Source organism: Parabacteroides sp. KHUB-01 (assembly GCF_056640935.1).
Map to the genome: position 1 here is coordinate 3,591,581 of NZ_CM153256.1, position 21,643 is coordinate 3,613,223.

Below are 21,643 nucleotides of genomic sequence, written 5' to 3' on the forward strand. Positions count from 1 at the left end.
TTATAATATCCTATTCTTTTATTTTTATAACTTTTCCTTTCTCCCCAATATAATGATAAAGCTTTCTATAGAAATTATGTTTTGATAATGTCTCAGAATCACCTATAATTATAAGCTTCATTCTTGCTCTTGTGATAGCAACATTCATTCTTCTCAAATCTTTAAGAAAACCAATATTGCCATCTTCATTTGCTCTTACAAGGCTTATCATTATTACATCTCTTTCCTGTCCCTGAAAACCATCTACTGTATGAATTGTTATAAGTTTTCGGAACGGGCGGAAGAAAGGATTTCTTTTTATCAGACCTCGCAGATAATAAACTTGAGCTTTATATGGAGAGATAATTCCAAAGTCAATGTTCTCTTCCAGGATTCTTTCTTTTCCGATATTTTCCATATAAACCTGTAGTTGCAGAACCAGTAGTTCTGCTTCTTTTCGGTTTATACGGCTTAAACTGTCGGTTAAGTCTTCTCCTTCAATATCATATCCTGCAGTATCAGTCCATACTAAAGGCGTGTCCCAATCAAGAATGCCACGATTGCAGACTTCCGGTGCAGAAAACAGTTCACCGTTATAGAACCATTGTGATGAAAATCCCATAATGTCGTTATTCATTCTATATTGGATTTTCAACAAAGAAACAACTTCAGGTTTACGGTCTGCAACATATTCCATCAAAGTTTTGTCTAATCCGCCTTTAGCTGCTTCAATACATTTTACAGTAGGAGGGAGCTGTTTATGGTCGCCCGCAAGAACAACTCTGTCTGATTTGTTTATTGCAATCCAACATGCTGCCTCAAGAGCCTGAGCAGCCTCGTCAATAAACAGGGTACTGAATCTTTTTCCTGTTAGAATTTTATTTGCCGAACCTACTAATGTGCAGGCAATAACTCTTGCTTCGTCAAACAGGCTAGCTTCAATGCTCATTTCAAGTTCAGTTGCTCTGTATCTTAACCTGGATAACCTGTTTCTGTCTGTATCTTTTTCGCTTCTGCTTTTTTTGCGTAGCGATGATTGTATTTCCCTTATCGTTTTTCGTATGCTCCACAATTCTGCATAATCTGGATGAGATTCGAATTTCCTTTCATATGTGAATGATAGCATTTTATCATTTACTCTAGTAGGATTGCCAATTCTCAAAACCGGAACACCTCTGTCTGTAAGTTTTTCTGCTATCCAATCTACAGCAGTATTACTTTGTGCGCATACCAAAACCTGATTTTCCCTGTGTAAAGTTTCATATATAGCTTCAACCAGGGTTGTTGTCTTTCCTGTCCCTGGCGGGCCATGAACAATACTTACATCTTTAGCGGCGAGGACTTTGTTTACTGCGCAGTCTTGCGAACTGTTAAGCCAAGGGAATCTTACCGGAAATATTTTCCTTTCCTCAGCTTTCTCCGAACCAAGCATAACATCACGCAAATGAGCTGTTATATTATTCTTTGCCGACATAACTTCTTTCATGGCAGCAAACATAGTTTTATAACTTGTCTCATCGAAATAGAGCTGAACACCTATTTCTGATGTGGACATCTGCAGTTCTGCCAATGACTGTTGGGAAGGGACAGAAACAATCATTACGTCGCCTTCAACATAACTGATATTTGCGCTGAAATTGAAATAGTTCAGCTTCTGTCCTGTTTTCATCGTGAAAAAACATACAGGCCGTCCATGTTCGAATACATGCTCTATTTCTTTTTCCTGTGTGCGCTCAATTTCTACAACCAGTTGGTTCAAAGAGTTGTAATAGCTTCGTCCAAGTCTTATCGGATACCAGCAAAGTCCTTGTTTTATTCTGTGCAGAAGTCCAGCCTGTTCGGCTTGTTCCTTGTATTGTTCCTTCTCAAACAAGTATTCTTTTTGGAGAAGATCATATTGTGTCTGAAGATGAGCAAATGGAGAAATTGAATTTAGATACATGAAACCAAATCTTTGAATATCGTTGTCATTCGTTTTGCAGCCTTGTCTGCCTGTATGATAACATCGTTGGCATCATTTACAAAGTCGTCAGCAAAATGATATCCTTCGTTAGTTATTACGGACATACCGAAAACTCTGATACCTGCGTGGCGAGCCACAATTACTTCCGGAACGGTACTCATACCAATGGCATCTCCACCAGCTTTTCCGTAGAAAGCATATTCAGCAGGAGTTTCATATGAAGGACCAGTAAGACCTACATATACGCCTTCCTTAACAACAATATCATGCTTATTAGCTATTTCTTTAGCCTTAGCAATAAATTCGCGGTCATAAGCACGAGTCATATCCGGAAATCTTGGTCCGAACTTTTCATTGTTTGGTCCGATTAATGGATTAGGCATCATGTTTATATGATCACGAATTATCATCAAATCCCCAATCTTGAAAGATGTATTTATACCGCCGGCAGCATTTGAAACCAACAGATTCTTTATTCCCAGTAATTTCATTACTCTTATAGGGAAAGTAACCTGTTCCATTGCATAACCTTCATAATAATGAAAGCGTCCTTGCATAGCAAGCACATTCTTGTTTCCAAGTCTTCCGTGTATTAAATTCCCTTTATGACCCGTTGCAGTCGATGCCATGAAATTAGGAATCTGACGGTACGGGATTATTGCTGCATCTTCTATTTCATCAGCTAATGAGCCCAAACCGCTACCTAAAATGATTGCTGTGTCCGGAATATTTTTGATACAGGCAGCCAGATAGGCTGCCGTTTCAGAATATAAATCTTTATTAATTTGCATATTTTATTTCATTAGATTATACGCACGTTCACTAGTCTTTTCCATTATTTCTTCTTCTCCCGGAACCTTTCTGTTCTCCATAATGATTTGCCCGTTGCACAAAACTGTGTCCACACTGTTCCCGTTTGCAGCATAAACAAGGTTTGATACAAAATTGAAGTTCGGAGTGAAAACAGGTGATTTTAGCTCTATCAGAGATAAATCAGCCAAATAACCTACATCAATTTTTCCACATTTCAGCCCAAATATTTCAGCTCCGACTGATGTTGTTGCATCAAAGACTTCAGCAGCAGAAAGTACTTCCGGGTCTTTTCTCCAAACCTTGCCAAGTAAGGCTGCAAGTTTCATAGCTTCAATCATATCCAGATTGTTTGATGAAGCACATCCGTCAGTACCAATACCCACTTTTATTCCGGCGTTTTTCATTTCATGAAACTTGAATTCCATTCCTGAAGCCAATTTCATATTTGAAGCCGGATTGTGTATAACTTTCACACCATGGTCTGCCAACATTCTGATTTCATCATTATCCACATAGATTCCATGAGCAATGATTAATCTTGGAGATAACAGGCCAAGATGATACAAATATCTGACAGGAGAATATCCGAATTGTTTGATAGAATTGCTCACTTCTCCTTCTGTCTCAGCCAAATGAATATGAATTGGAATGTTATTCTCTTCAGAAAATTTATTTATCCATTTCAGCAATTCACCTGAAACTGTATATATTGCGTGAGGACCCAATGCCGGAAGAATCCTGTCGTTACATTCTTCAGTTATGAATTCATAAACCTTTTTACAGTTTACTTTTGCTTTTTCGGCAGTTTCTGCGTCAAAATGGTCAAAGCATGCTGCAGAAAGAATAGCTCTAAGTCCCATTTCTTCGGCAGCTTTTGCTATGCCACGAACCTTAAAATACATATCGGAAAATGTAGTAGTCCCGCTTTTTATCATTTCCAGACAAGCGAGTTTTGTTCCCCAATATATATCTTCCTGTGTCATTTTTGCCTCATTAGGCCATATTTTCTTTTCCAGCCAAGGCATAAGCTTCATGTCATCAGCATACCCGCGGAACAATGTCATTGCTGAATGCGTATGTCCGTTGATAAATCCTGGAATGATTGCTTTATCTTTAGCATTGATGACTCTATCAGCTTTTACCTGCAGATTTTCTCCAATGCTTTTTATCCATTTACCTTCAATATATATGTCTTTTATTGCTCCATCTAAAAGAGCATCTTTTATAAGTATATTCATGATTTGAAAATACGATAAAATTCAGCAACTGATTCAATACCTTTGTAGAAAATATCCAGCCTGCAACTTTCATTGGGTGAGTGAATTGCATTTTGCTCAAGACCGAATCCCATAAGAACAGTTTTTATACCCAAAACCTGTTCGAAAGTTGAGATAATAGGAATACTTCCGCCTCTTCGGACTGCAAGAGGTGTTTGTCCGAATGCAATTTCCACAGCCTTTTCTGCAGCCTGATATGCCGGAAGGTCAATAGGACAAACATATCCTTCTCCGCCATGCATAGGAGTAACTTTTACTTTTACATAATCAGGAGCTACATTAGCGATATATTCTTCAAACATTTTTGATATTTTCTCATGATTCTGATGTGGCACAAGTCTGCATGAAACCTTAGCATAAGCCTTTGACGGCAACACCGTTTTGCTTCCTTCGCCAGTGTATCCGCCCCAGATACCGCAAACATCAAATGACGGACGACAGCTGTTGCGTTCCAATGTTGAATAGCCTTTTTCTCCAAACAGTGCATTGACATCAATAGCTTGTTTGTATTTTTCTTCGCTGAAAGGAACTTTTGCAATCATTTCTCGTTCACGAGCCGACAATTCTTCCACATCATCATAGAATCCTGGAATAGTTATTCGACCATCAGCGTCAGTTATGTCAGCAATCAGTTTACACAAAACATTTATAGGATTGGCAACTGCACCACCGAAATGACCGGAATGAAGGTCTCTGTTCGGACCAGTCACTTCAATTTCCCAATAAGCAAGTCCTCTCAGTCCTGTTGTCAGTGAAGGAACTTCTGCACTTACCATACTAGTGTCCGAAACCAGAATTATATCAGCCTTGAGCAGTTCCTTATGTTTCTCGCAGAAACTTTCCAGGCTAGGAGAACCGATTTCTTCTTCTCCTTCGAATATGAATTTTACGTTGCAATCCAGCAAACCTTCATTAAGAGCAGTTTCAAATCCTTTTACCTGAATCATACCCTGACCTTTGTCGTCATCAGCACCGCGTGCATATATTTTCCCGTCTCTGATTTCCGGTTCGAAAGGATTACTTTTCCATAATTCCAAAGGTTCGGCAGGCATAACATCATAGTGGGCATAAACCAAAACTGTTGGTTTACCTTCACCAATTATTTTTTCGCCATAAACGATAGGATTACCTTCTGTAGGCATCACTTCTGCTTTGTCTGCACCGGAAGAAAGTAGCAATTCAACCCACTTTTCGGCACACTTTGTCATATCTGCCTTGTGTTCATGTTTTGCACTTATCGAAGGAATACGAATAAGAGAGAACAGTTCTTCAAGAAATCTCTCTTTGTTATTTTCAATATAATTCTTTACTGACATAGAATGTTAAGTTTATGAGTTTATTAGTTTTAGGTGTAAAGGAGTCAAGTAGTTAAGTAGTCAAGAAGATATTAGTTACTACCTTGTCAACTCGTCAACTTGTCAACTTGTTAACTTGTCACCTTAAACACAGAGATACTGAAACTCCGGATTATAATTCTATAATTACCTCTGTGACTTTGTGCCTCTGTGTTTTCTTTACTTCCAACTTCCTCCAAAGTTATAAACTAATATTGATAAATGCAAAAAGGGAACAAAAGCTCTGTTGGTGTATTTTAAATAACCAAAAGACTTTAGTTCCCTTTGTATATGTTGCCAATTTATTTATATTCAAGTTTCGTAAACTCAACTGTCAAGTTACGAGTTGACAAGAATTATTATAAAGTTCAAATTAAAAGCTGTTTGACCATGTTAACTTGTCTCTGAAGCCTTGTTAACTTTTAAGTTGAGCAACTTGAGAAACTTAAGAGATTTATCTCTTTTCCAACAACCAAGCATCCTGGAAGTTAGGAGCATATTTTGCTTTAACTTCGTCACGGCTGTGAGCTGCATCAATCTTGCTATCATAGCTTGAAACGATAACTCTCAACATACCCTGTTCGTTTTCACCAAGAACTGCATTGTAACCGTCGTTAATCATACGTTCTTTAAGTGCGTATGCATTTGTTTTGTTCTTGAAGCTACCTACAACAACACTGTAGCGTCTCAGTCTGCTTGCATCTTCACCTGCAGCAACTCTGATGCTTTCAGAGCGAGTAGTTGTGTTTGTTGGACGAGGTTTTGAAACCGGAGTAACAACTTCTTCCTCTTCTTCGTCATAAATTTCTTCCTCCACAGGAGCAGTAGTCTCTTTCTCTTTTGCTTGTTCGTAAGCAGCTTTGTAAGCACTCTGTTTTGGCTTACAAGAACCAAAAGCTAACACCATACACAATGTAGCTCCAAATAACCAGATTTTATTCATAATTTTTTATGTTTTTTGAAACCTATTTCAAGTTTAATAGGGGCAAAGATATTAAAAATACGAATTGGCAAGCAATTTTATTGATGGAAAAAAGTAATTTCGCAAACAAAATTGGTTAACTCAAGTTTAAAGCTTTATTTTTTATATGAATAAATCTATAGGTTCAATGATTATGGCAACATCCGTGTTGTTAGGCTCGTGTGCCGGTAATGGAAACGATGCTTCCAATTCGACTGTTGAGACTAAAGATCTCATCGGCCGTTCAGAGATTAATGTTACTGATGGCAGAATGACTCCGGAAGCTCTTTGGGCATTTGGTCGTATCGGAGGGGTAAGTGTTTCTCCGGATGCCAAGAAGTTGGTTTACACTGTAGGATATTACAGCGTTCCTCAGGATAAAGGAAACAGAGAAGTGTTTGTTATGAACGCTGATGGTTCTGAAAATACTCAGATAACAAAAACTCCTTTTTCCGAAGGTAATACAGTATGGTTTAAAAATGGAACGAAAATAGCATTTCTTTCTTCCGAAAGTGGTAGCAGCCAGGTTTGGGAAATGAATCCGGACGGAACAGGACGCAAGCAGCTCTCAAATTATGACGGAAATATCGAAGGTTTCGCTTTCTCTCCAGACGAAAAGAAGATTCTTTTCATTTCTCAAGTTAAAACTGTTCCATCAACAAAGGATAAATATCCAGACTTGGATAAAACTACAGGACTTGTAATTACCGACCTTATGTATAAGCATTGGGATGAATGGGTGACAACTGCTCCTCATCCTTTCGTTGCAGATTTCGATGGAGAGAAGATTTCTAATCCGGTGGATATAATGGAAGGTGAACCTTTTGAAAGCCCGATGAAACCTTTCGGTGGCATTGAGCAGCTTGCGTGGAACACAACGTCGGATAAAGTGGCATATACTAGCCGTAAAAAGGTTGGTAAGGAATATAGTCTTTCAACTAACTCAGATATATATGAGTATGATTTGAAAACCAAAGAAACTCGTAACCTGAGCGAAGGTATAATGGGCTACGATACAAATCCTCAATATTCTCCTGACGGTAAATCTATTGCTTGGCAGAGTATGGAACACGACGGATACGAGTCAGATCAGAACCGTCTTATGGTTATGGATCTTGAAAGTGGAAAGAAAACATTTGTCAGCAAAGATTTTGATTCAAATGTGGATGCTTTCTGTTGGAGCAACGATTCAAAAACTATTTATTTCACAGGTGTATGGCATGCTAAAACTCAGATTTATGCTGCTGATGTTGCTAACTGCACTGTGAAACAGATTACAGAAGGTCAGCACGACTACAGCGGCGTTTCTCTTCTCGGCAACGATAAACTTCTTGCCTTGCGTCATTCCATGAGTGCGGCAGACGAAATATTCACTGTTTCTCTGGATGGCGAACAGACTCAGATTTCATTTGAAAACAAGCATATTTATGACAAGCTTGAAATGGGTAAAGTCGAAGAAAGATGGATTACTACAACTGATGGTAAGAAAATGCTTACATGGGTGATTTATCCTCCTCATTTCGATGCTTCAAAGAAATATCCGGCAGTATTGTTCTGTCAGGGCGGACCGCAAAGTCCGGTAAGCCAGTTCTGGTCTTACAGATGGAACTTCCAGATTATGGCTGCTCACGATTATATTGTTATAGCTCCTAACCGTCGCGGTCTTCCGGGCTTTGGCAAGGAATGGAACGAGGCTATCAGTGGTGATTATGGCGGACAGTGTATGAAAGATTATTTGTCGGCAGTCGATGAAATTTCAAAAGAACCGTTTATTGATAAAGACAGACTTGGTTGCGTTGGTGCAAGCTTCGGCGGTTTCTCTGTTTACTGGCTTGCCGGACACCACGACAAGAGATTCAAGGCATTTATTGCTCATGACGGTATTTTCAATATGGAAATGCAATATCTTGAAACAGAAGAAATGTGGTTCGCTAATTGGGATATGGGCGGAGCATATTGGGATAAGTCAAATGCTACAGCTCAGCGTACATTTGCTAATTCTCCTCATCGTTTCGTTGACAAGTGGGACACTCCGATTCTTTGTATCCATGGCGAAAAAGATTACAGAATACTTGCAAACCAGGGAATGGCTGCATTCAACGCCGCAGTTCTTCGTGGCGTTCCTGCAGAACTTCTTATCTATCCGGACGAAAACCATTGGGTGTTGAAACCTCAGAACAGTATTCTTTGGCAGCGTACATTCTTTGAATGGTTGGATAAGTGGTTGAAGAAATAGTTTTGGCTAGGTGACGAGTTGACAAGGAAACAAGTTGACAAGGAATTATGTCTTGTCAACTCGTTTCTGGAGCCTCGTCAACTTTTAAAAAAATCAATTGTATGAAAGGAAAAATTATTCTAATAACCGGCGCAACAAGCGGAATAGGAGAGGCTTGTGCCAGAAAGTTCGCCAAAGAAGGAAATGATATAATCCTGAACGGACGTAATTTGGAAAAACTCGGAGCATTGAAATCTGAGCTTGAGGCTTTGAATGTTGACGTTCTTCTGCTTCCGTTCGATGTACGCGACCGTGAAGCTATGCGTTCAGCCGTAAATTCATTGGAAGGTAAATGGAAGAATATAGATGTCCTGATAAATAATGCCGGGCTTGTCATTGGGCTTGACAAGGAACACGAAGGTTCGCTAGACGAATGGGACATTGTTATCGATACAAACGTAAAAGCTCTGCTAGCAATGACACGCATGGTTGTTCCGGGAATGGTGGAACGCGGATGCGGACATATAATTAATGTAGGCTCAATTGCCGGCGACGCAGCATATCCGGGCGGAAGTGTATATTGTGCAACAAAGGCTGCTGTCAAAGCTTTGTCGGACGGCCTTCGCATTGACTTGGTTGATACACCTCTGAGAGTTACAAATATTAAGCCCGGAATGGTGGAAACTAATTTTACAGTAGTACGCTATCGTGGCGACAAACAGAAAGCTGATGATTTCTATAAAGGTATCCATGCTCTTTCGGGCGACGATATTGCCGATGTTGCTTATTACGCAGCTTCAGCTCCTGCTCATGTTCAGATAGCTGAAGTGCTGGTTATGCCAACAAATCAGGCAACAGGTACTATCAGCCATAGAAACCCGGTAAAGTAATTCCTGATTCAAGTTTCGCCGGGCTAAATGTTCAGTTAACGAGTTAACAAGAAAATAAGTTGACAAGGAAATTTTGGTATAATTAAGAGCTGATTAGCAGATATTTGACCTTGTCAACTTGTTTCTGGAGTCTTCTCAACTTTTAATTTGAGCAACTTGCGGAGCTTAAATTCCTAATTTAAAACTTCATTAACCTAGGTATTATATCGTTTTTGTATTAATCGTTGAATATTAGCTGATTACATTTTCAGCTAATTTTTTTATGTTGGAAAACTTTTTTCATAATATATGAAAATAAAATTTCATAATATATGGAAAAACTTTTTCATAATATATGGAATTTTTGTTTCATATATTATGGAACTCCTGACAAATAATAATCATTTTCCGGAAAAGTCCGTTTAACATGCAAAACGATGTACAACCTTTGAAAAAAATAATCGAATATGCCAGACAGACGAATCAATTATATATGTATAATTTCCATATTATTTCTGATACTTTGTTCGTGCGGAAGCAGAAAAAAGGATAAGGTTGTTTTGCCGGCAGACTTCAAGGGACCGAAGGAATTGTCGCGTCTTTATGGCGTCCGACTAACTCCGGATGATAATATTTATCTTTATAATGCCGGTGCCCATTGGCTTGGTGTTCCTCACCGGATGGGAGGACTTACAAAAAGAGGAGTTGATTGCTCCGGTTTTGTTACAATAATTTATAGAGAAGTTTACGGAAAAGAATTGTCACGCTCAGCAAGAGAGATGTTGAACAAAGACTGTAAAAAAGTGAGCCGTTCGAAGCTGAAGGAAGGAGATTTAGTTTTTTTCCGCACGGGAAGTGGCAGGAAAAAGATTCCGAATCATGTAGGTATATATCTTAAAAACGGAAAATTCATACACACCAGTACATCCCGCGGTGTGATGGTCAGCAGCCTCAGCGAACCTTATTATGCTCGAACATGGATTTGCGGTGGGAGAGTGAAACAGTAAAAGAAGTTTCCGAATGATTTCTTTGAAATAATTTACATTTCTTTCTATCTTTGCACGTCTTTAAGTTGGCGGTGGACTATCGGATGAGGAGTTAAGGAGCCAAGGAGTTAAGGAGTTAAGAAGTCAAGGAGTTAAGTAGTCAAGTAGATGTTAGTCTCTATCTTGTTAACTTGTCAACTCGTTACCTCGTCACCTTGTCAATTTAAAAACTCAAAAACTCAAAAACTCAAAAACTTAATAAAACATATATGTTGACGCTAAAGTTAATTTCAGAAGAAACAGACCGCGTTATAGCAGGTTTGGAAAAGAAACATTTCAAGAATGCAAAAGAAACAATTGCGCAGGTTCTTGAATTGAACGATAAGAGACGCAGTACACAGAATGTATTAGATAAAAACCTTGCTGAGGTTAACTCAATTTCAAAGTCTATCGGTTCCTTGATGAAGGAAGGCAAGAAAGAAGAAGCTGAAGAAGCAAAGAAGAAAGTTGCCGAAATCAAGGAAGCATGCAAAAACTTGCAGGCTGAGATGGATAAGGCTGCAGAAGATATGCAGAACATTCTTTACACAATTCCTAACATACCTTATGACGAAGTCCCTGAAGGAAAGACTGCCGAAGACAACAAAGTTGAGAAGATGGGCGGTATGGAAACAGAACTTCCGAAAGACGCTCTTCCTCACTGGGAATTGGCAAAGAAATATGATTTGATTGATTTCGACCTTGGTGTTAAGATTACAGGCGCTGGTTTCCCTGTATATAAAGGTCAGGGCGCTCAGTTGCAGAGAGCTTTGATTAATTTCTTCTTGGATGAAGCTCGTAAGGCAGGATATACAGAAATTATGCCTCCTACAGTTGTTAATGCAGCTTCTGGTTACGGAACAGGACAGTTGCCGGATAAGGAAGGACAGATGTATCATTGCGAAGTAGATGATTTGTATCTTATTCCTACAGCTGAGGTGCCTGTTACAAATATCTACCGTGATGTTATTCTTGATGAAAAACAGTTGCCTATCAAGAATTGCGCATACACTCAGTGCTTCCGTCGTGAGGCTGGTTCATACGGAAAAGACGTTAGAGGTTTGAACCGTTTGCACGAATTCTCAAAGGTAGAGTTGGTTCGTATCGACACTCCTGAGCATTCAAAAGAATCACACAAAGAAATGCTTGACCATGTTGAAGGTTTGCTTCAGAAACTTGAATTGCCATATCGTATCCTTCGCCTTTGCGGTGGTGATATGAGTTTCACTGCAGCACTTTGCTTCGACTTTGAAGTATATTCAGAAGCACAGCAGCGTTGGTTGGAAGTAAGTTCAGTTTCTAACTTTGATACTTATCAGGCAAACAGATTGAAATGCCGCTATCGTGATGCAAACAAGAAAACTCAGCTTTGCCACACATTGAACGGTAGTGCTTTGGCATTGCCTCGTATAGTCGCTGCATTGCTTGAAAACAATCAGACTCCAGAGGGAATACGCATACCTAAAGCGTTGGTTCCTTACACTGGATTTGATATGATTAAGTAATTTAAGTTGTGCAAGTCTGTTCAACTTAAAAGTTGACAAGGAGTATTAATTGAAAGTCAGATTAATACTCCTTGTTTATTTTTATTTTGTATTAAAAATTTGTCAGCTCCTTAAAATCATCTTTCTGTTGTTCCCTTCTTTTTTCAATGACAAATGCAAAAAGTTTTTCTTTTTGTATACAATAGCCTGGTCAAACTCCAGCCCCGAGTCGAGAAGAACTTGAAGCAGAAATTCCGGACCATCCGTACAATAACAATCCGCAGCTTCACCTTTAGTGTGCTGGCTCGTCGGAACACCGCCAACAAGACGGTTAAGCTCTTCGCAACGATAGCCGCTTGTGACATGAATAGGCTTCCCAAGCTTGTCACGCAAAGGCTGCAAAAGATTTTTACAAAGATTTTTGAGGCTTTCCAAACTTTTTTCATCAGGCGTATTATCTATTGCGTTTTCAATAGCGGTCAGAGAATGGGTGAGTTCGGATAAGTTGAAATTTGGTGATAGTTTGTTTGTGTTGTGTAACATATAAATATTATTTGATTGTAGTTAGTAAAAGATTACATTTGAAAAATGTTAAACAATATACCCTAATGTAATTTTAAAGAGAAGAGGCTGTATGGTGTTTTATTGCCATATTGACTTTTAATCAATAAAATTATTAGGCTTTTAGTGAGTTCGCCTTATTTTAAGGTGAAGGGGGAACAGCAGTGATGCTCTTCCCTTTTGTTTTATTAAAATATGTTGTGTAGCATATAAATAAATTTGTTTGAAATTATTTTAAATATTATTTTCGCAATTAAATAAATATTGATTATTCCTAAATTGTATTTTGGGAATTTAATATTTACTGTGGTGAAAAATAAAAGTTGAGAAAATATAAAAACTACAATGATAAAACGCTATTTTTTTTAGGGTACAGGTTTGGTTAATTAAAAAAGTGTCATTATAAGCTGTGAAGCTTATTGATACAATTTATAGTTAAGGTTATAGGGAATGGTCGTAATGACTGTTCCCTTTATGTTAATTCTTACATAGATGTTCAATTAAGGAGGGAATAGCAGCTACTTTTTCCCTCCTTGTTTTTGTTCCATTAAATTTGCAATCACGTTTTGAATGGTATGAATTGCAAATCTATCGGAGTATATGATTGGACTATGTCGAATAACATATAAAAGTTATTTTTATTGTTATATTATAAAGGTTATATTTGAATAGTTAAAATGGTATTTTCTTAAGAATCATTAGGAGAAGGGAAGCTGTGAAGTTTCTCTTTTCCATTTATGGTTTTTGTATAACTGAAAATTTTGATATTGATAAATGATTTTTCATTGTTGAAGGGAATAGCAGTGATGCTCTTCCCTTTTGTTTTTTTTATTAAAATATGTTGTATAGCATATAAATAAATTTGGTTGAAATTATTAAAAAATATACATTTGCCACAAGAAAAGTGGGAAAAATAATCCAGTAATTTTGTAAATAATTCAGTATCATTATCAGCTGTGAAGCTGGTATGATACAATTTCATAGTTAAGGTTTTGGTCAAGGGAACAGCCATTAGGTTGTTCCCTTTTTTTGTGTGAGTGGCTGAAATCCTTGGTGTATTATTCTTTCCCTTGTCCCCTTGTATCTGATCTCTTGTCTCTGTACTTATAATCCACCCCGAACAACGCCCCTGCAAACGTCGAAACCTCACCGAAGGCAACCAGGACTGAAGAATCAATCTCTCCTTGAGGTGGAATCCAGAAACCGAGAAATAATAAAACAATGCCACTGAGGCAAAGCGTTACGGCAACATATAATTGAATCATTCTGTCACGTGTCTGAATTTTAGAGAATCTTTTTTCAGTTTGATTTTCTTGCCGGGGCAGAAGATAAGGCTTGAGCTTCTTATGTTTCTGTTAGCGATGAATTCATCCGGATTGTCCACACCATCCGAGGATAACGACAAGCGGAAACTGCCTAATTCTCCGAGCTGGACAATTCTACCTTCTTGTAGTTCCCTGCGAATTATGTAACAAAAGCTGTCAAGGATGGATTTTACAGCGGCACTGTTCAGATGCGAGCGGTTTTCCACAGCTTCACAAACAGCATCTAAATCGAAAGTTCCGCTGTGTGATACTATTGCATAGTATTTTTCAGTTTTACCGGCACCGAATTTACCGATGCACTTTTTGATTAATTTGTAATTTACAGGCATTGACTACGGTTCTCCCAAATATTTAAAGATTAACTTAACTTGGAGCGGCGTAAAAACACGCTGTCCGTTGATATAACCTGCTTCGAGAAGCGACTCCCAAAGCGTAGTGTTGAGCATCAGCCAACGCTTTAGTTGGCGGCGTGCCGAACTGGCGGTGCTGTTCGGAAAATACATAACCGCCAGTTCTTTCATATGTAATGCGTTGTTTTTCATAATATAAAAATAGTAAAAAATTATGACAAAAACAAGCAAAACATACTGTTTTTCAGTGGATTTACTCCAAATGAGGCTTGTCGCAAACTTCAGTTACCACAACCGGCTCAACTTCGGAATATGACAATCCTGAACGCATATTCTGCAACAGCTTGCCCGGAGTGAACACGATTCTTGACTTTCGCATATTGGTTGCCACCGAGAATTCTTCGCCTTCTCCTGCGCCAATTGACGATACGGACGGGCGGAAGTTTCCGATTTCTCCCAATTTTACGATGTTTCCTTTCTTCATCTCAAAGGCAAGCACGTAGTTGAGCGAATCGATGATACTTTTCACGTCTGCGCTCGACATTGACGAACGCATCGACACCAGCTCGCAGACATCTTCCAACTCGATAGTTGCGTTGTAGACAGTCTGTGCATAGGATTTTTCAACTGCCGGACCACCTTTGAGGTCACTTACTTTTCTTTTTACTAAACGGTACTTTACTGGCATAAGTTTTTAAGTTTTTGAGTTTATAAGTTTGTTAGTTTATGAGTTGACGAGTTAACAAGTTGACAAGGCTACAGGAACAAGGGGTATAAGGCTGAAAGCCTCCGTTCCATTGGATTTGCAATCCAATGGAAATTTATTCGGGATTTGTAATCCCGTTTCCAATGGTGTGGATTTCAAATCCACCAATATTAACCAACGGATTTCAAATCCGTTGGAACGGAGGGATAAGGCTGAAAGCCTTTGGCATAGCCCAGGGCGTGAGCCCTGGGTCACCAGCCGCCACCCACATACAAGCTCTGAAGGAGCGCTTCAATTCTAATTCTTGTCTCCATGTTTAAATCTATTGCAAAGTTACCGCCCCCCATTTTTCCCACTGTCCGCATCTGTCCGCTTAAGGTTTCCGAAAGATTCCTTTATATCTCAAGAGCATTATAATCGCAATGATAAAAGCAGACGCAAGGAAATATTTCCGAAATCCGGAGCTTTTAATTTTAGATTCTGTTTTGTCGGTTATTTCCGAATTTTGCATTTCTCCTATTTTCCTTTCGTATTCCCATATGATTTGTGAAAGGCTGTCGCAGTTAGCTTCAACAAAAAGGGTATCACGTATGAACCGCACGCTGACGGATGCGTTGCCTTTGCGTGCGTTGTAGGAACTTCCCGGCGGAGTTTTGTTGATCACGCCATTTATCGCAGGGATTTTCATAGACACGTTGCTCGCCGGAATATCAACTTTCCTTGTGCTTATTTTCTCCAATTCTATTTTTCTGTTTTCGGAAATATTTTCCACGGCGGTTTTACGTGAGGAGTGGCAACTCGCCATAGTTGACATGAATAATAAAATAATGTATGTTCTCATAGCTGCAAAAGTTTAAAATTTTTGCCCGCCAAAATATATTCTGATGATTTACAATTGTCGTGTTACGTCATTTTGCAGCTCTATGTATATCTAAAAAGTCCCGAAGCCATTTTTTGTAGGTCCGACCCCACGGAGAAATATATATTGCCCCACGAAAGAATATATACGGACGTATTTCCATATAGGTTCGGATAGGCACTAGTATATCAAAGTAGTGCTAATGTATAAACATATTTTAAATAAAAAACAATAACAGAAAAAATTAAATATATTGTAAATTAATGGTATAAATATTTTGTAGTTAAAAAACATATCGTTATATTTGTTACTATAAGATAAGAGGAATAGTCCACTTATCAACTTTAAATCTCAATATATGGGAAAAAACAAATCAGTAACTCTCAAAATTGACATCAATTCTTTTGAGACCGTTTTAAACGAAAATGCCGGAAAAAGCGTTGCAACTAAGACCACAGGTGAAAAACTTTTTGCGCAGGCTGAAACTTATGGCATGAATGAAAATCTAGCCGAAGAAATCCGTACTTACATCGCTGAATGTTCCGGTGCAGTCCGGACGATGCACGAAAAACGCAGACCGTTCACTGATACGCTGACTAAATTGCAAAAGCAGCTTGTTGCACTTGAAAATGCTATTGATCCGAAGAAAACGGATTCGCCGGCTTACAATTGCAATGTTGTTTTGAAACAGTATCTGAGGAGTGTGGCTGAAAAAGCCAGAGCCGAAGCTGCGCGTCTTCAGAAGAATTACGAGATGTCGCAAAAGCGTATCAGTAAAATTACTGACGAGAAGAAAAAAGCAGAAGCTTACAATCGTGCTGCTGAACGCCGCACGTCTGGTCTTGCATCATTGCAACTGAACGCCGTTGAAATGGAACTGATACCTGAAGCTCTTACCGTTGACGGATATGTTGAACTCTTCAAATTCTGGTGGGAAAATGTTGGTAAGGGATTGCCCGATGCAGACCTTCGCCGCATAATGCACCCGATGTTAATGTTTGCGAAACAGCAGGCTAGGAAAGGAATAAGAATAGATTCTCCAAGCGTGGAATATAAGGAAGAACCTAAAGCAGCGTGATTATGGAGAAGTTAAATAGTCCGTTCCATTGGATTTGTAATCCAATGTGTATGCTATTCGGGATTTTTAATCCCGTTCCAATCAATGTGGATTGCAAATCCACTAATGTTAACCAACGGATTGCAAATCCGTTGGAACAGAGACAGAGACAAAAAAAGTTAACCCAAGACTCACGTCTTAGGTTAACCTATGGTAATTTTAAAACTAATAAATCATTTATGTATGGGAAAAAACAAAACGATTTACCAAATTTCCGTCAAAAGTAACTACTTAAAAGTAGAAATGGAAATTTTTGATGAAAAAAACGACGATACTTATCGCACAGTTTATTTCAACGAGGCGCCGATTCACGAAGAATTTGCGTTGGCAATGCAAAACCTTGCATTCCATATTGAAAAAATCACGGGAACAAGTTATCATAATCTTGTTGTTGACGGATATTATCGCCAACCGTCGGGAAATAGTGAGTTGCTGACCATATATGCCCATCTTTCAGTGAATTACGAATCGACAACCAATATGTCTGTACGTCTGCATCTTGGCAAAGACGAGTATGCTTGGATTGACCGCCTTCTTGAAGATATGTCACTTTGCGAACGTGAAGCACTGCTCTACATCACGAAAGGCAAGCGTTACGGACTGGACAAGTTCCTGACAATAGAAAACACCAATGTAGAACCTAAAAAAGTTGCGTAATTATGAAAAACTACATGATTAATGCAGAAAAAGTGCGGGAGGTTATGAACTCCTGCCTTTTCGACAATGAGGCAAAGAAAAAATACAATGAGCTGAATGTTGGTGAACATCTTAGCCGTGCTTACAGTTTCAACCATAACCACGATTACGGCTATTTCTATGAAGAAGCCAACAATGCCTGGATAGCATTCGACAACCGGATGAACACGTATGAGGTGAAAATGTTCGACTCTCAGTATGAAGCTGAGCAATTCCTGATAGACTACAATGAGTTATTCGCCGCTTGACGATATGGTGTTCCGCAACACCGGCTTTCATGTCGTTGCGGAGCACCGTTTCCATCCCACGCGCGACTGGAGCTTCGATTTTGCAATCATTGAAGCAAAAGTTGCCGTCGAGGTTGAAGGTGGTCTCTATAATGGCGGTCGCCATTTCCGCCCCGAAGGATTCCTGCGTGATATGGAAAAATACAATGAGGCAGCCGCCTGCGGTTGGTTACTTATACGTGTTTTGCCGTCGGAGTTGTTGACGGTGAGGACAGTGAGGTTGATTGTGAGGGCAATAAATATGAGGAGACAAGTTGACTAGTAAACGAGTTGACGAGGATTTGAGGTTATCCGTTGGAACAAAGGAGCTCTGAAAGAGCGACACTCATATAGCCTAGGGTGTAAGCCCTAGGTTTATGATGCGTCACCGCCGAAAATAAGCTCTGAAGGAGCGACATATTTGGCTGAAAGCCTTAAATTATATAGCACAGGGCAACACCCTGTGTCTCAGACGTGTATCATATATTAAGCCCTGAAAGGGCGGAACTTCCCTCAGTTATGCCCCTTCAGGGCGTATAATAGGTGGGGAAATGCCTGAAACGTAGGGCGTTGCCCTACGCTGTAAAATGCAAGGCCTTCAGCCTTGACAAATTGCTAACTAATAAACTAAAAAATTATGGCTACAGAAATAAAGAAATTATCGTATTTCCCTTTGGACACACAATTTTTCGAAAATGAAAAAATCGAAATGCTAATGGCAAATTTTGGCTTCGAAGCATCCGGAGTGTATATAAAACTATTGTGCAAAATATATACGAATGGTTATTATATGCGATGGAATGAAACAATTTGCAAGGTGTTTACATATTCGTTGCACTCACGTTTTAACAGTAAAAAGGTGCAGCAGATAATCGACTTTCTGGTTGAGTTTAATTTCTTTAACAAAAAGCTCTTTTTAGAGCACCAAATCTTAACATCAAAAGGAATACAGGAGCGTTTCTTTGAAATTATATCACGCCGTAAAAACTTTGTATGTGAGAATGTTGAATATCTTTTGGTGCCAATTCCAAAGCGTTTTTCTGAATCAAAAAACGCCTCAAAAATGCAACAATCATCTCCGTTGAATGATGAAAAATGTAACATTTCAGTTGATTCAACGGGTGAAAATGTTGACATTTCCAAACAAAGTAAAGTAAAGGAAAGTATAGTAAAAGAAAGTAAAGTAAAAAATTTATATTCTTCTTCTTCATCATTCGCGTGCGCGTGCGCGCGAGAAGCGAATGGAGTTATAGTTTTAGAGGAAGAAATTAAAAAGCCAAACTCATTCAGCGAAAACTGCAAGAAGTGGAATGCCGAGCTTATGAAAGACGAAGAATGGCTGAGCAGCGTTGTCAGAAGCAGCGGGAAAGGATCTCCGGTGTTAAGACTGCTGCCAGAAATTATGGACTATTTTGAACAGCACATAGTGTCAATCGGCGAAACCGGTTCGATGCTTAACATCAACGACTACAAACGCCGTCTGATAAACTGGTGGAGATACCTGAAATTCCAGTCAGTTCCGGAGATATTGGAACAGCAAAATTCAAAGCCCCGTAAGATTCGTGAAGAAAAGAAATCGAAGGTTGACGAGGCTATGGAATGTGCTCAAAAAGCGAGTGTTATTGCCCAACGATTATTAGATGGAGGAGGATTGTAATATGGAAAACAGTTATGAAGAAATGATGCTTTATAAAGCAATGCATGATAGAAAGATAAAAGATATGAGCCAGAAAGAGTTGACCGAGTTTGTATCGTCCCAGATAGTGCAATGCTATTTTATGGTCGGTTATCAGACTTATGAAGAAAAGGCGGTTGGTGTAATTTCCGCAAAACTCGTATCAGACCTTTTTCAGTGTTATTCTTATCTGACATGCAAGGAAATTGAATATTGCTTTGAAAACGGAGCAAAAGGACGCTTAGGACGCTTTAGCGGAATAAATCTTTGGACATTCACAACCTGGCTTGAAAAATACAAGACAAGTGATATTCGCCAACAGGTGCGCAAAAGGATTCAGGAAGAACAACAGCAAAAAGCCCTTTCCGCCGACAACAGCCTTTCTTCCGCCGACCAGGATATGCAATACGCCCGCGAAGCCTTCCGTCGCTACAAAAACGGAGAAAGTCTGGAAATGCTCCGCCCGCCATATATCTACAAGACATTGCAGGACCGTGGAATTATCCATCACACCCGTGAGCAGAAACTGGAAGCCATGGAGCGTTTCAAAGATTTCAAACCGACCGGAGGTTTTAATATCCCGGAGCATGCTTGCCAGTATATCATAAAATCCCAAGCGATGGCATGGCTGCTGATGCAGGAGTTTGATAAGTGGGGGGAGATGAGGGCGTGAAGATTATTTTTTTAATAAAAAATCACGGTATTCGATGCAAAAAAGGTGAATTTCTGCGTTTTGAACTGAGCCATAACGCATTAAACAGAAAACCTCAGAAATAGTGACAATAGCAATTTAGCAAAGAAACGCAAGGTAATGAAATAGAACGGTTGCCAAGTCATTACCCGATAATGCAGTAAAGTTTTTCTTTGTGTCGTCACGTTTCATCGTTCTGCGTTAGTTTGCATATCAATGTGTAACTCGCTGATAACTAATTTTGTAACTAAAAAAAGATTAGATTATGCGAAGTACATTTAAGGTGCTGTTCTACGTGAACGGAAGCAAAGAGAAAAACGGTATTGTCCCGATTATGGGACGAGTAACAATCAACGGTTCTGTGGCTCAATTCAGTTGCAAGCAGAGCATCCATAAAGACCTATGGGATGTAAAAGGCAACCGAGCAAAGGGCAAGAGTAAAGAATCGAGAGACATCAATTTGGCTTTGGATAATATCAAGGCTCAAATCATCAAGCACTATCAACGCATTTCAGACCGTGAGGCGTTTGTAACTGCCGAAATGGTACGCAATGCCTATCAAGGCATCGGAACGGAGTATGAAACACTGCTTCGAGCATTCGACAAGGAGAACGAAGCCTTTGCCAAACGAGTTGGCAAGGATCGTTCTCTGCGTACATATCAAAAGTATCTCACCGTAAGAAAATATCTGGCCGAGTTTATCAAGGTGCATTACAAGCGCAATGACATTGCAATGAATGAACTTACTGAAGATTTCATTCGTGATTATTGCTTGTATCTACGAAATGAGGTTGGATTGGCTCAGTCATCAGTATGGATATACTCCATACCACTGAAGCATATTGTAACTACTGCTCACTATAACGGTAAGATAGCACGCAATCCATTTGCCCAATATAAGGTTGACCCCGACCACAAGGAACGAGGTTTCTTGACGGAGGAGGAACTGCAAGCCTTTACAACTGTTGAATTGAATAATCCCGATTTGGAGTTGGCAAGAGATTTATTCGTGTTCGGCTGTTGGACGGGTATATCATTCATCGACATCAAGAACCTGACAACTGAGAATATTACAATGTTGGGCGGTTCACCGTGGATTGTATCAAAGCGACAAAAGACAGGTGTACCGTTCCAAATCAAGTTGATGGATATTCCTATGCAGATTATCAAACGATATGAGCCATACAGAATAAGCAACAATCTATTCAATATCGGTAGCCACGATGTGATTAACAGACGCATCAAGGAGGTTGCCAAGATATGCGGTATCGAGAAGCGAACTTCGTTCCATCTGAGTAGGCATACATTCGCAGTGTTAGCCTTGAACTATGGTATGCCGATAGAGAGTGTAAGCAAGATTCTCGGACATACGAACATTACCACAACGCAGATTTACGCAAAGGTTACTAATACCAAACTTGAACACGATATATCAATGTTTGAGAGTCGAGTTAGCGGAAGATTTGCAATTTAATAT

22 protein-coding genes are annotated in these 21,643 nt (G+C 39.3%); 11 read left to right on the top strand and 11 right to left on the bottom strand.

The genetic code is table 11. The features are described from left to right. Positions 1-10: 10 nt before the first annotated feature. From ACYIAR_RS15200 to ACYIAR_RS15220, 5 genes are all read right to left on the bottom strand, one after another. On the bottom strand, positions 11-1,921 hold the full coding sequence (locus ACYIAR_RS15200; RefSeq protein WP_480330828.1) for an AAA domain-containing protein: 1,911 nt from the start codon (positions 1,919-1,921) through the stop codon (positions 11-13). After that, positions 1,912-2,733, bottom strand: a complete 822-nt coding sequence (locus tag ACYIAR_RS15205) for a purine nucleoside phosphorylase I, inosine and guanosine-specific (protein WP_480330830.1) — start codon at positions 2,731-2,733, stop codon at positions 1,912-1,914. The genes ACYIAR_RS15200 and ACYIAR_RS15205 overlap by 10 nt, the downstream gene beginning before the upstream one ends. 3 nt (positions 2,734-2,736) lie before the next feature. Beyond that, complete coding sequence (locus ACYIAR_RS15210; protein ID WP_480330832.1) at positions 2,737-3,993, bottom strand: amidohydrolase; 1,257 nt, start codon at positions 3,991-3,993, stop codon at positions 2,737-2,739. After that, positions 3,990-5,348, bottom strand: coding sequence for a dipeptidase (locus ACYIAR_RS15215; RefSeq protein WP_480330834.1), 1,359 nt, complete (start codon positions 5,346-5,348; stop codon positions 3,990-3,992). The genes ACYIAR_RS15210 and ACYIAR_RS15215 overlap by 4 nt, the downstream gene beginning before the upstream one ends. A gap of 472 nt (positions 5,349-5,820) precedes the next feature. Continuing rightward, positions 5,821-6,309 (bottom strand): SPOR domain-containing protein, encoded by a 489-nt coding sequence (locus tag ACYIAR_RS15220; RefSeq protein WP_480330836.1) that lies wholly within the window; start codon positions 6,307-6,309, stop codon positions 5,821-5,823. Between the two features lie 145 nt (positions 6,310-6,454). Here ACYIAR_RS15220 and dpp5 point away from each other — a divergent pair, with 145 nt between their 5' ends. From dpp5 to serS, 4 genes are all read left to right on the top strand, one after another. After that, the gene (gene dpp5, locus ACYIAR_RS15225; RefSeq protein ID WP_480330838.1) at positions 6,455-8,563 is read left to right on the top strand and encodes a dipeptidyl-peptidase Dpp5; all 2,109 of its coding nucleotides are present in this window, start codon (positions 6,455-6,457) and stop codon (positions 8,561-8,563) included. 101 nt (positions 8,564-8,664) lie between these two features. Beyond that, complete coding sequence (locus ACYIAR_RS15230) at positions 8,665-9,432, top strand: SDR family NAD(P)-dependent oxidoreductase (RefSeq protein ID WP_480330840.1); 768 nt, start codon at positions 8,665-8,667, stop codon at positions 9,430-9,432. 446 nt (positions 9,433-9,878) lie between these two features. Next, positions 9,879-10,418, top strand: coding sequence for a C40 family peptidase (locus tag ACYIAR_RS15235; RefSeq protein WP_480330842.1), 540 nt, complete (start codon positions 9,879-9,881; stop codon positions 10,416-10,418). A gap of 248 nt (positions 10,419-10,666) precedes the next feature. Further along, positions 10,667-11,941: a serine--tRNA ligase gene (gene serS / locus ACYIAR_RS15240; protein WP_480330844.1), complete on the top strand. Its 1,275-nt coding sequence runs from the start codon at positions 10,667-10,669 to the stop codon at positions 11,939-11,941. 102 nt (positions 11,942-12,043) lie between these two features. Here serS and ACYIAR_RS15245 read toward each other — a convergent pair whose 3' ends face one another. From ACYIAR_RS15245 to ACYIAR_RS15270, 6 genes are all read right to left on the bottom strand, one after another. Then, the gene (locus ACYIAR_RS15245) at positions 12,044-12,463 is read right to left on the bottom strand and encodes a D-Ala-D-Ala carboxypeptidase family metallohydrolase (RefSeq protein ID WP_480330846.1); all 420 of its coding nucleotides are present in this window, start codon (positions 12,461-12,463) and stop codon (positions 12,044-12,046) included. Positions 12,464-13,539: 1,076 nt separating this feature from the next. Continuing rightward, complete coding sequence (locus tag ACYIAR_RS15250) at positions 13,540-13,746, bottom strand: hypothetical protein (RefSeq protein WP_480330848.1); 207 nt, start codon at positions 13,744-13,746, stop codon at positions 13,540-13,542. Then, complete coding sequence (locus ACYIAR_RS15255; RefSeq protein WP_480330850.1) at positions 13,743-14,135, bottom strand: HU family DNA-binding protein; 393 nt, start codon at positions 14,133-14,135, stop codon at positions 13,743-13,745. Before ACYIAR_RS15255 ends, ACYIAR_RS15250 begins: the two co-directional genes overlap by 4 nt. 3 nt (positions 14,136-14,138) lie before the next feature. Beyond that, on the bottom strand, positions 14,139-14,348 hold the full coding sequence (locus ACYIAR_RS15260) for a DUF4248 domain-containing protein (protein ID WP_480330852.1): 210 nt from the start codon (positions 14,346-14,348) through the stop codon (positions 14,139-14,141). A 61-nt stretch (positions 14,349-14,409) separates the two neighbouring features. Continuing rightward, positions 14,410-14,844, bottom strand: a complete 435-nt coding sequence (locus tag ACYIAR_RS15265; protein ID WP_480330854.1) for an HU family DNA-binding protein — start codon at positions 14,842-14,844, stop codon at positions 14,410-14,412. A gap of 391 nt (positions 14,845-15,235) precedes the next feature. Next, on the bottom strand, positions 15,236-15,703 hold the full coding sequence (locus tag ACYIAR_RS15270; RefSeq protein WP_480330856.1) for a hypothetical protein: 468 nt from the start codon (positions 15,701-15,703) through the stop codon (positions 15,236-15,238). A 376-nt stretch (positions 15,704-16,079) separates the two neighbouring features. Here ACYIAR_RS15270 and ACYIAR_RS15275 point away from each other — a divergent pair, with 376 nt between their 5' ends. The 7 genes from ACYIAR_RS15275 (at position 16,080) to ACYIAR_RS15305 (ending at position 21,640) form a co-directional block, all read left to right on the top strand. Continuing rightward, complete coding sequence (locus ACYIAR_RS15275; protein WP_480330858.1) at positions 16,080-16,799, top strand: hypothetical protein; 720 nt, start codon at positions 16,080-16,082, stop codon at positions 16,797-16,799. A 222-nt stretch (positions 16,800-17,021) separates the two neighbouring features. Further along, positions 17,022-17,495 (top strand): hypothetical protein, encoded by a 474-nt coding sequence (locus tag ACYIAR_RS15280; protein ID WP_480330860.1) that lies wholly within the window; start codon positions 17,022-17,024, stop codon positions 17,493-17,495. Between the two features lie 2 nt (positions 17,496-17,497). Further along, entirely contained in the window at positions 17,498-17,782 is a 285-nt protein-coding gene (locus ACYIAR_RS15285; RefSeq protein WP_480330862.1) for a hypothetical protein, read from the top strand. Next, complete coding sequence (locus ACYIAR_RS15290; protein ID WP_480330864.1) at positions 17,763-18,083, top strand: hypothetical protein; 321 nt, start codon at positions 17,763-17,765, stop codon at positions 18,081-18,083. The genes ACYIAR_RS15285 and ACYIAR_RS15290 overlap by 20 nt, the downstream gene beginning before the upstream one ends. 354 nt (positions 18,084-18,437) lie before the next feature. Then, a complete protein-coding gene (locus ACYIAR_RS15295) occupies positions 18,438-19,457 on the top strand; it encodes a DUF4373 domain-containing protein (protein ID WP_480330866.1) in 1,020 nt (339 codons plus the stop codon). Position 19,458: 1 nt separating this feature from the next. Further along, complete coding sequence (locus ACYIAR_RS15300) at positions 19,459-20,148, top strand: hypothetical protein (protein ID WP_480330868.1); 690 nt, start codon at positions 19,459-19,461, stop codon at positions 20,146-20,148. 283 nt (positions 20,149-20,431) lie between these two features. After that, complete coding sequence (locus ACYIAR_RS15305) at positions 20,432-21,640, top strand: site-specific integrase (RefSeq protein WP_480330870.1); 1,209 nt, start codon at positions 20,432-20,434, stop codon at positions 21,638-21,640. Positions 21,641-21,643 lie beyond the last annotated feature (3 nt).

Excerpts from the sequence above, each read along its gene's own strand:
- ACYIAR_RS15205 (WP_480330830.1), bottom strand. The coding sequence starts at position 2,733 with ATGCAAATTAATAAAGATTTATATTCTGAAACGGCAGCCTATCTGGCT.
- ACYIAR_RS15245 (WP_480330846.1), bottom strand. The coding sequence starts at position 12,463 with ATGTTACACAACACAAACAAACTATCACCAAATTTCAACTTATCCGAA.
- ACYIAR_RS15275 (WP_480330858.1), top strand. The coding sequence starts at position 16,080 with ATGGGAAAAAACAAATCAGTAACTCTCAAAATTGACATCAATTCTTTT.
- ACYIAR_RS15265 (WP_480330854.1), bottom strand. The coding sequence starts at position 14,844 with ATGCCAGTAAAGTACCGTTTAGTAAAAAGAAAAGTAAGTGACCTCAAA.
- ACYIAR_RS15200 (WP_480330828.1), bottom strand. The coding sequence starts at position 1,921 with ATGTATCTAAATTCAATTTCTCCATTTGCTCATCTTCAGACACAATAT.
- ACYIAR_RS15210 (WP_480330832.1), bottom strand. The coding sequence starts at position 3,993 with ATGAATATACTTATAAAAGATGCTCTTTTAGATGGAGCAATAAAAGAC.
- ACYIAR_RS15260 (WP_480330852.1), bottom strand. The coding sequence starts at position 14,348 with ATGAAAAACAACGCATTACATATGAAAGAACTGGCGGTTATGTATTTT.
- ACYIAR_RS15300 (WP_480330868.1), top strand. The coding sequence starts at position 19,459 with ATGGAAAACAGTTATGAAGAAATGATGCTTTATAAAGCAATGCATGAT.
- serS (WP_480330844.1), top strand. The coding sequence starts at position 10,667 with ATGTTGACGCTAAAGTTAATTTCAGAAGAAACAGACCGCGTTATAGCA.
- ACYIAR_RS15290 (WP_480330864.1), top strand. The coding sequence starts at position 17,763 with ATGAGTTATTCGCCGCTTGACGATATGGTGTTCCGCAACACCGGCTTT.
- ACYIAR_RS15250 (WP_480330848.1), bottom strand. The coding sequence starts at position 13,746 with ATGATTCAATTATATGTTGCCGTAACGCTTTGCCTCAGTGGCATTGTT.
- ACYIAR_RS15235 (WP_480330842.1), top strand. The coding sequence starts at position 9,879 with ATGCCAGACAGACGAATCAATTATATATGTATAATTTCCATATTATTT.
- ACYIAR_RS15295 (WP_480330866.1), top strand. The coding sequence starts at position 18,438 with ATGGCTACAGAAATAAAGAAATTATCGTATTTCCCTTTGGACACACAA.
- ACYIAR_RS15305 (WP_480330870.1), top strand. The coding sequence starts at position 20,432 with ATGCGAAGTACATTTAAGGTGCTGTTCTACGTGAACGGAAGCAAAGAG.
- dpp5 (WP_480330838.1), top strand. The coding sequence starts at position 6,455 with ATGAATAAATCTATAGGTTCAATGATTATGGCAACATCCGTGTTGTTA.
- ACYIAR_RS15255 (WP_480330850.1), bottom strand. The coding sequence starts at position 14,135 with ATGCCTGTAAATTACAAATTAATCAAAAAGTGCATCGGTAAATTCGGT.
- ACYIAR_RS15270 (WP_480330856.1), bottom strand. The coding sequence starts at position 15,703 with ATGAGAACATACATTATTTTATTATTCATGTCAACTATGGCGAGTTGC.
- ACYIAR_RS15230 (WP_480330840.1), top strand. The coding sequence starts at position 8,665 with ATGAAAGGAAAAATTATTCTAATAACCGGCGCAACAAGCGGAATAGGA.
- ACYIAR_RS15285 (WP_480330862.1), top strand. The coding sequence starts at position 17,498 with ATGAAAAACTACATGATTAATGCAGAAAAAGTGCGGGAGGTTATGAAC.
- ACYIAR_RS15280 (WP_480330860.1), top strand. The coding sequence starts at position 17,022 with ATGGGAAAAAACAAAACGATTTACCAAATTTCCGTCAAAAGTAACTAC.
- ACYIAR_RS15215 (WP_480330834.1), bottom strand. The coding sequence starts at position 5,348 with ATGTCAGTAAAGAATTATATTGAAAATAACAAAGAGAGATTTCTTGAA.
- ACYIAR_RS15220 (WP_480330836.1), bottom strand. The coding sequence starts at position 6,309 with ATGAATAAAATCTGGTTATTTGGAGCTACATTGTGTATGGTGTTAGCT.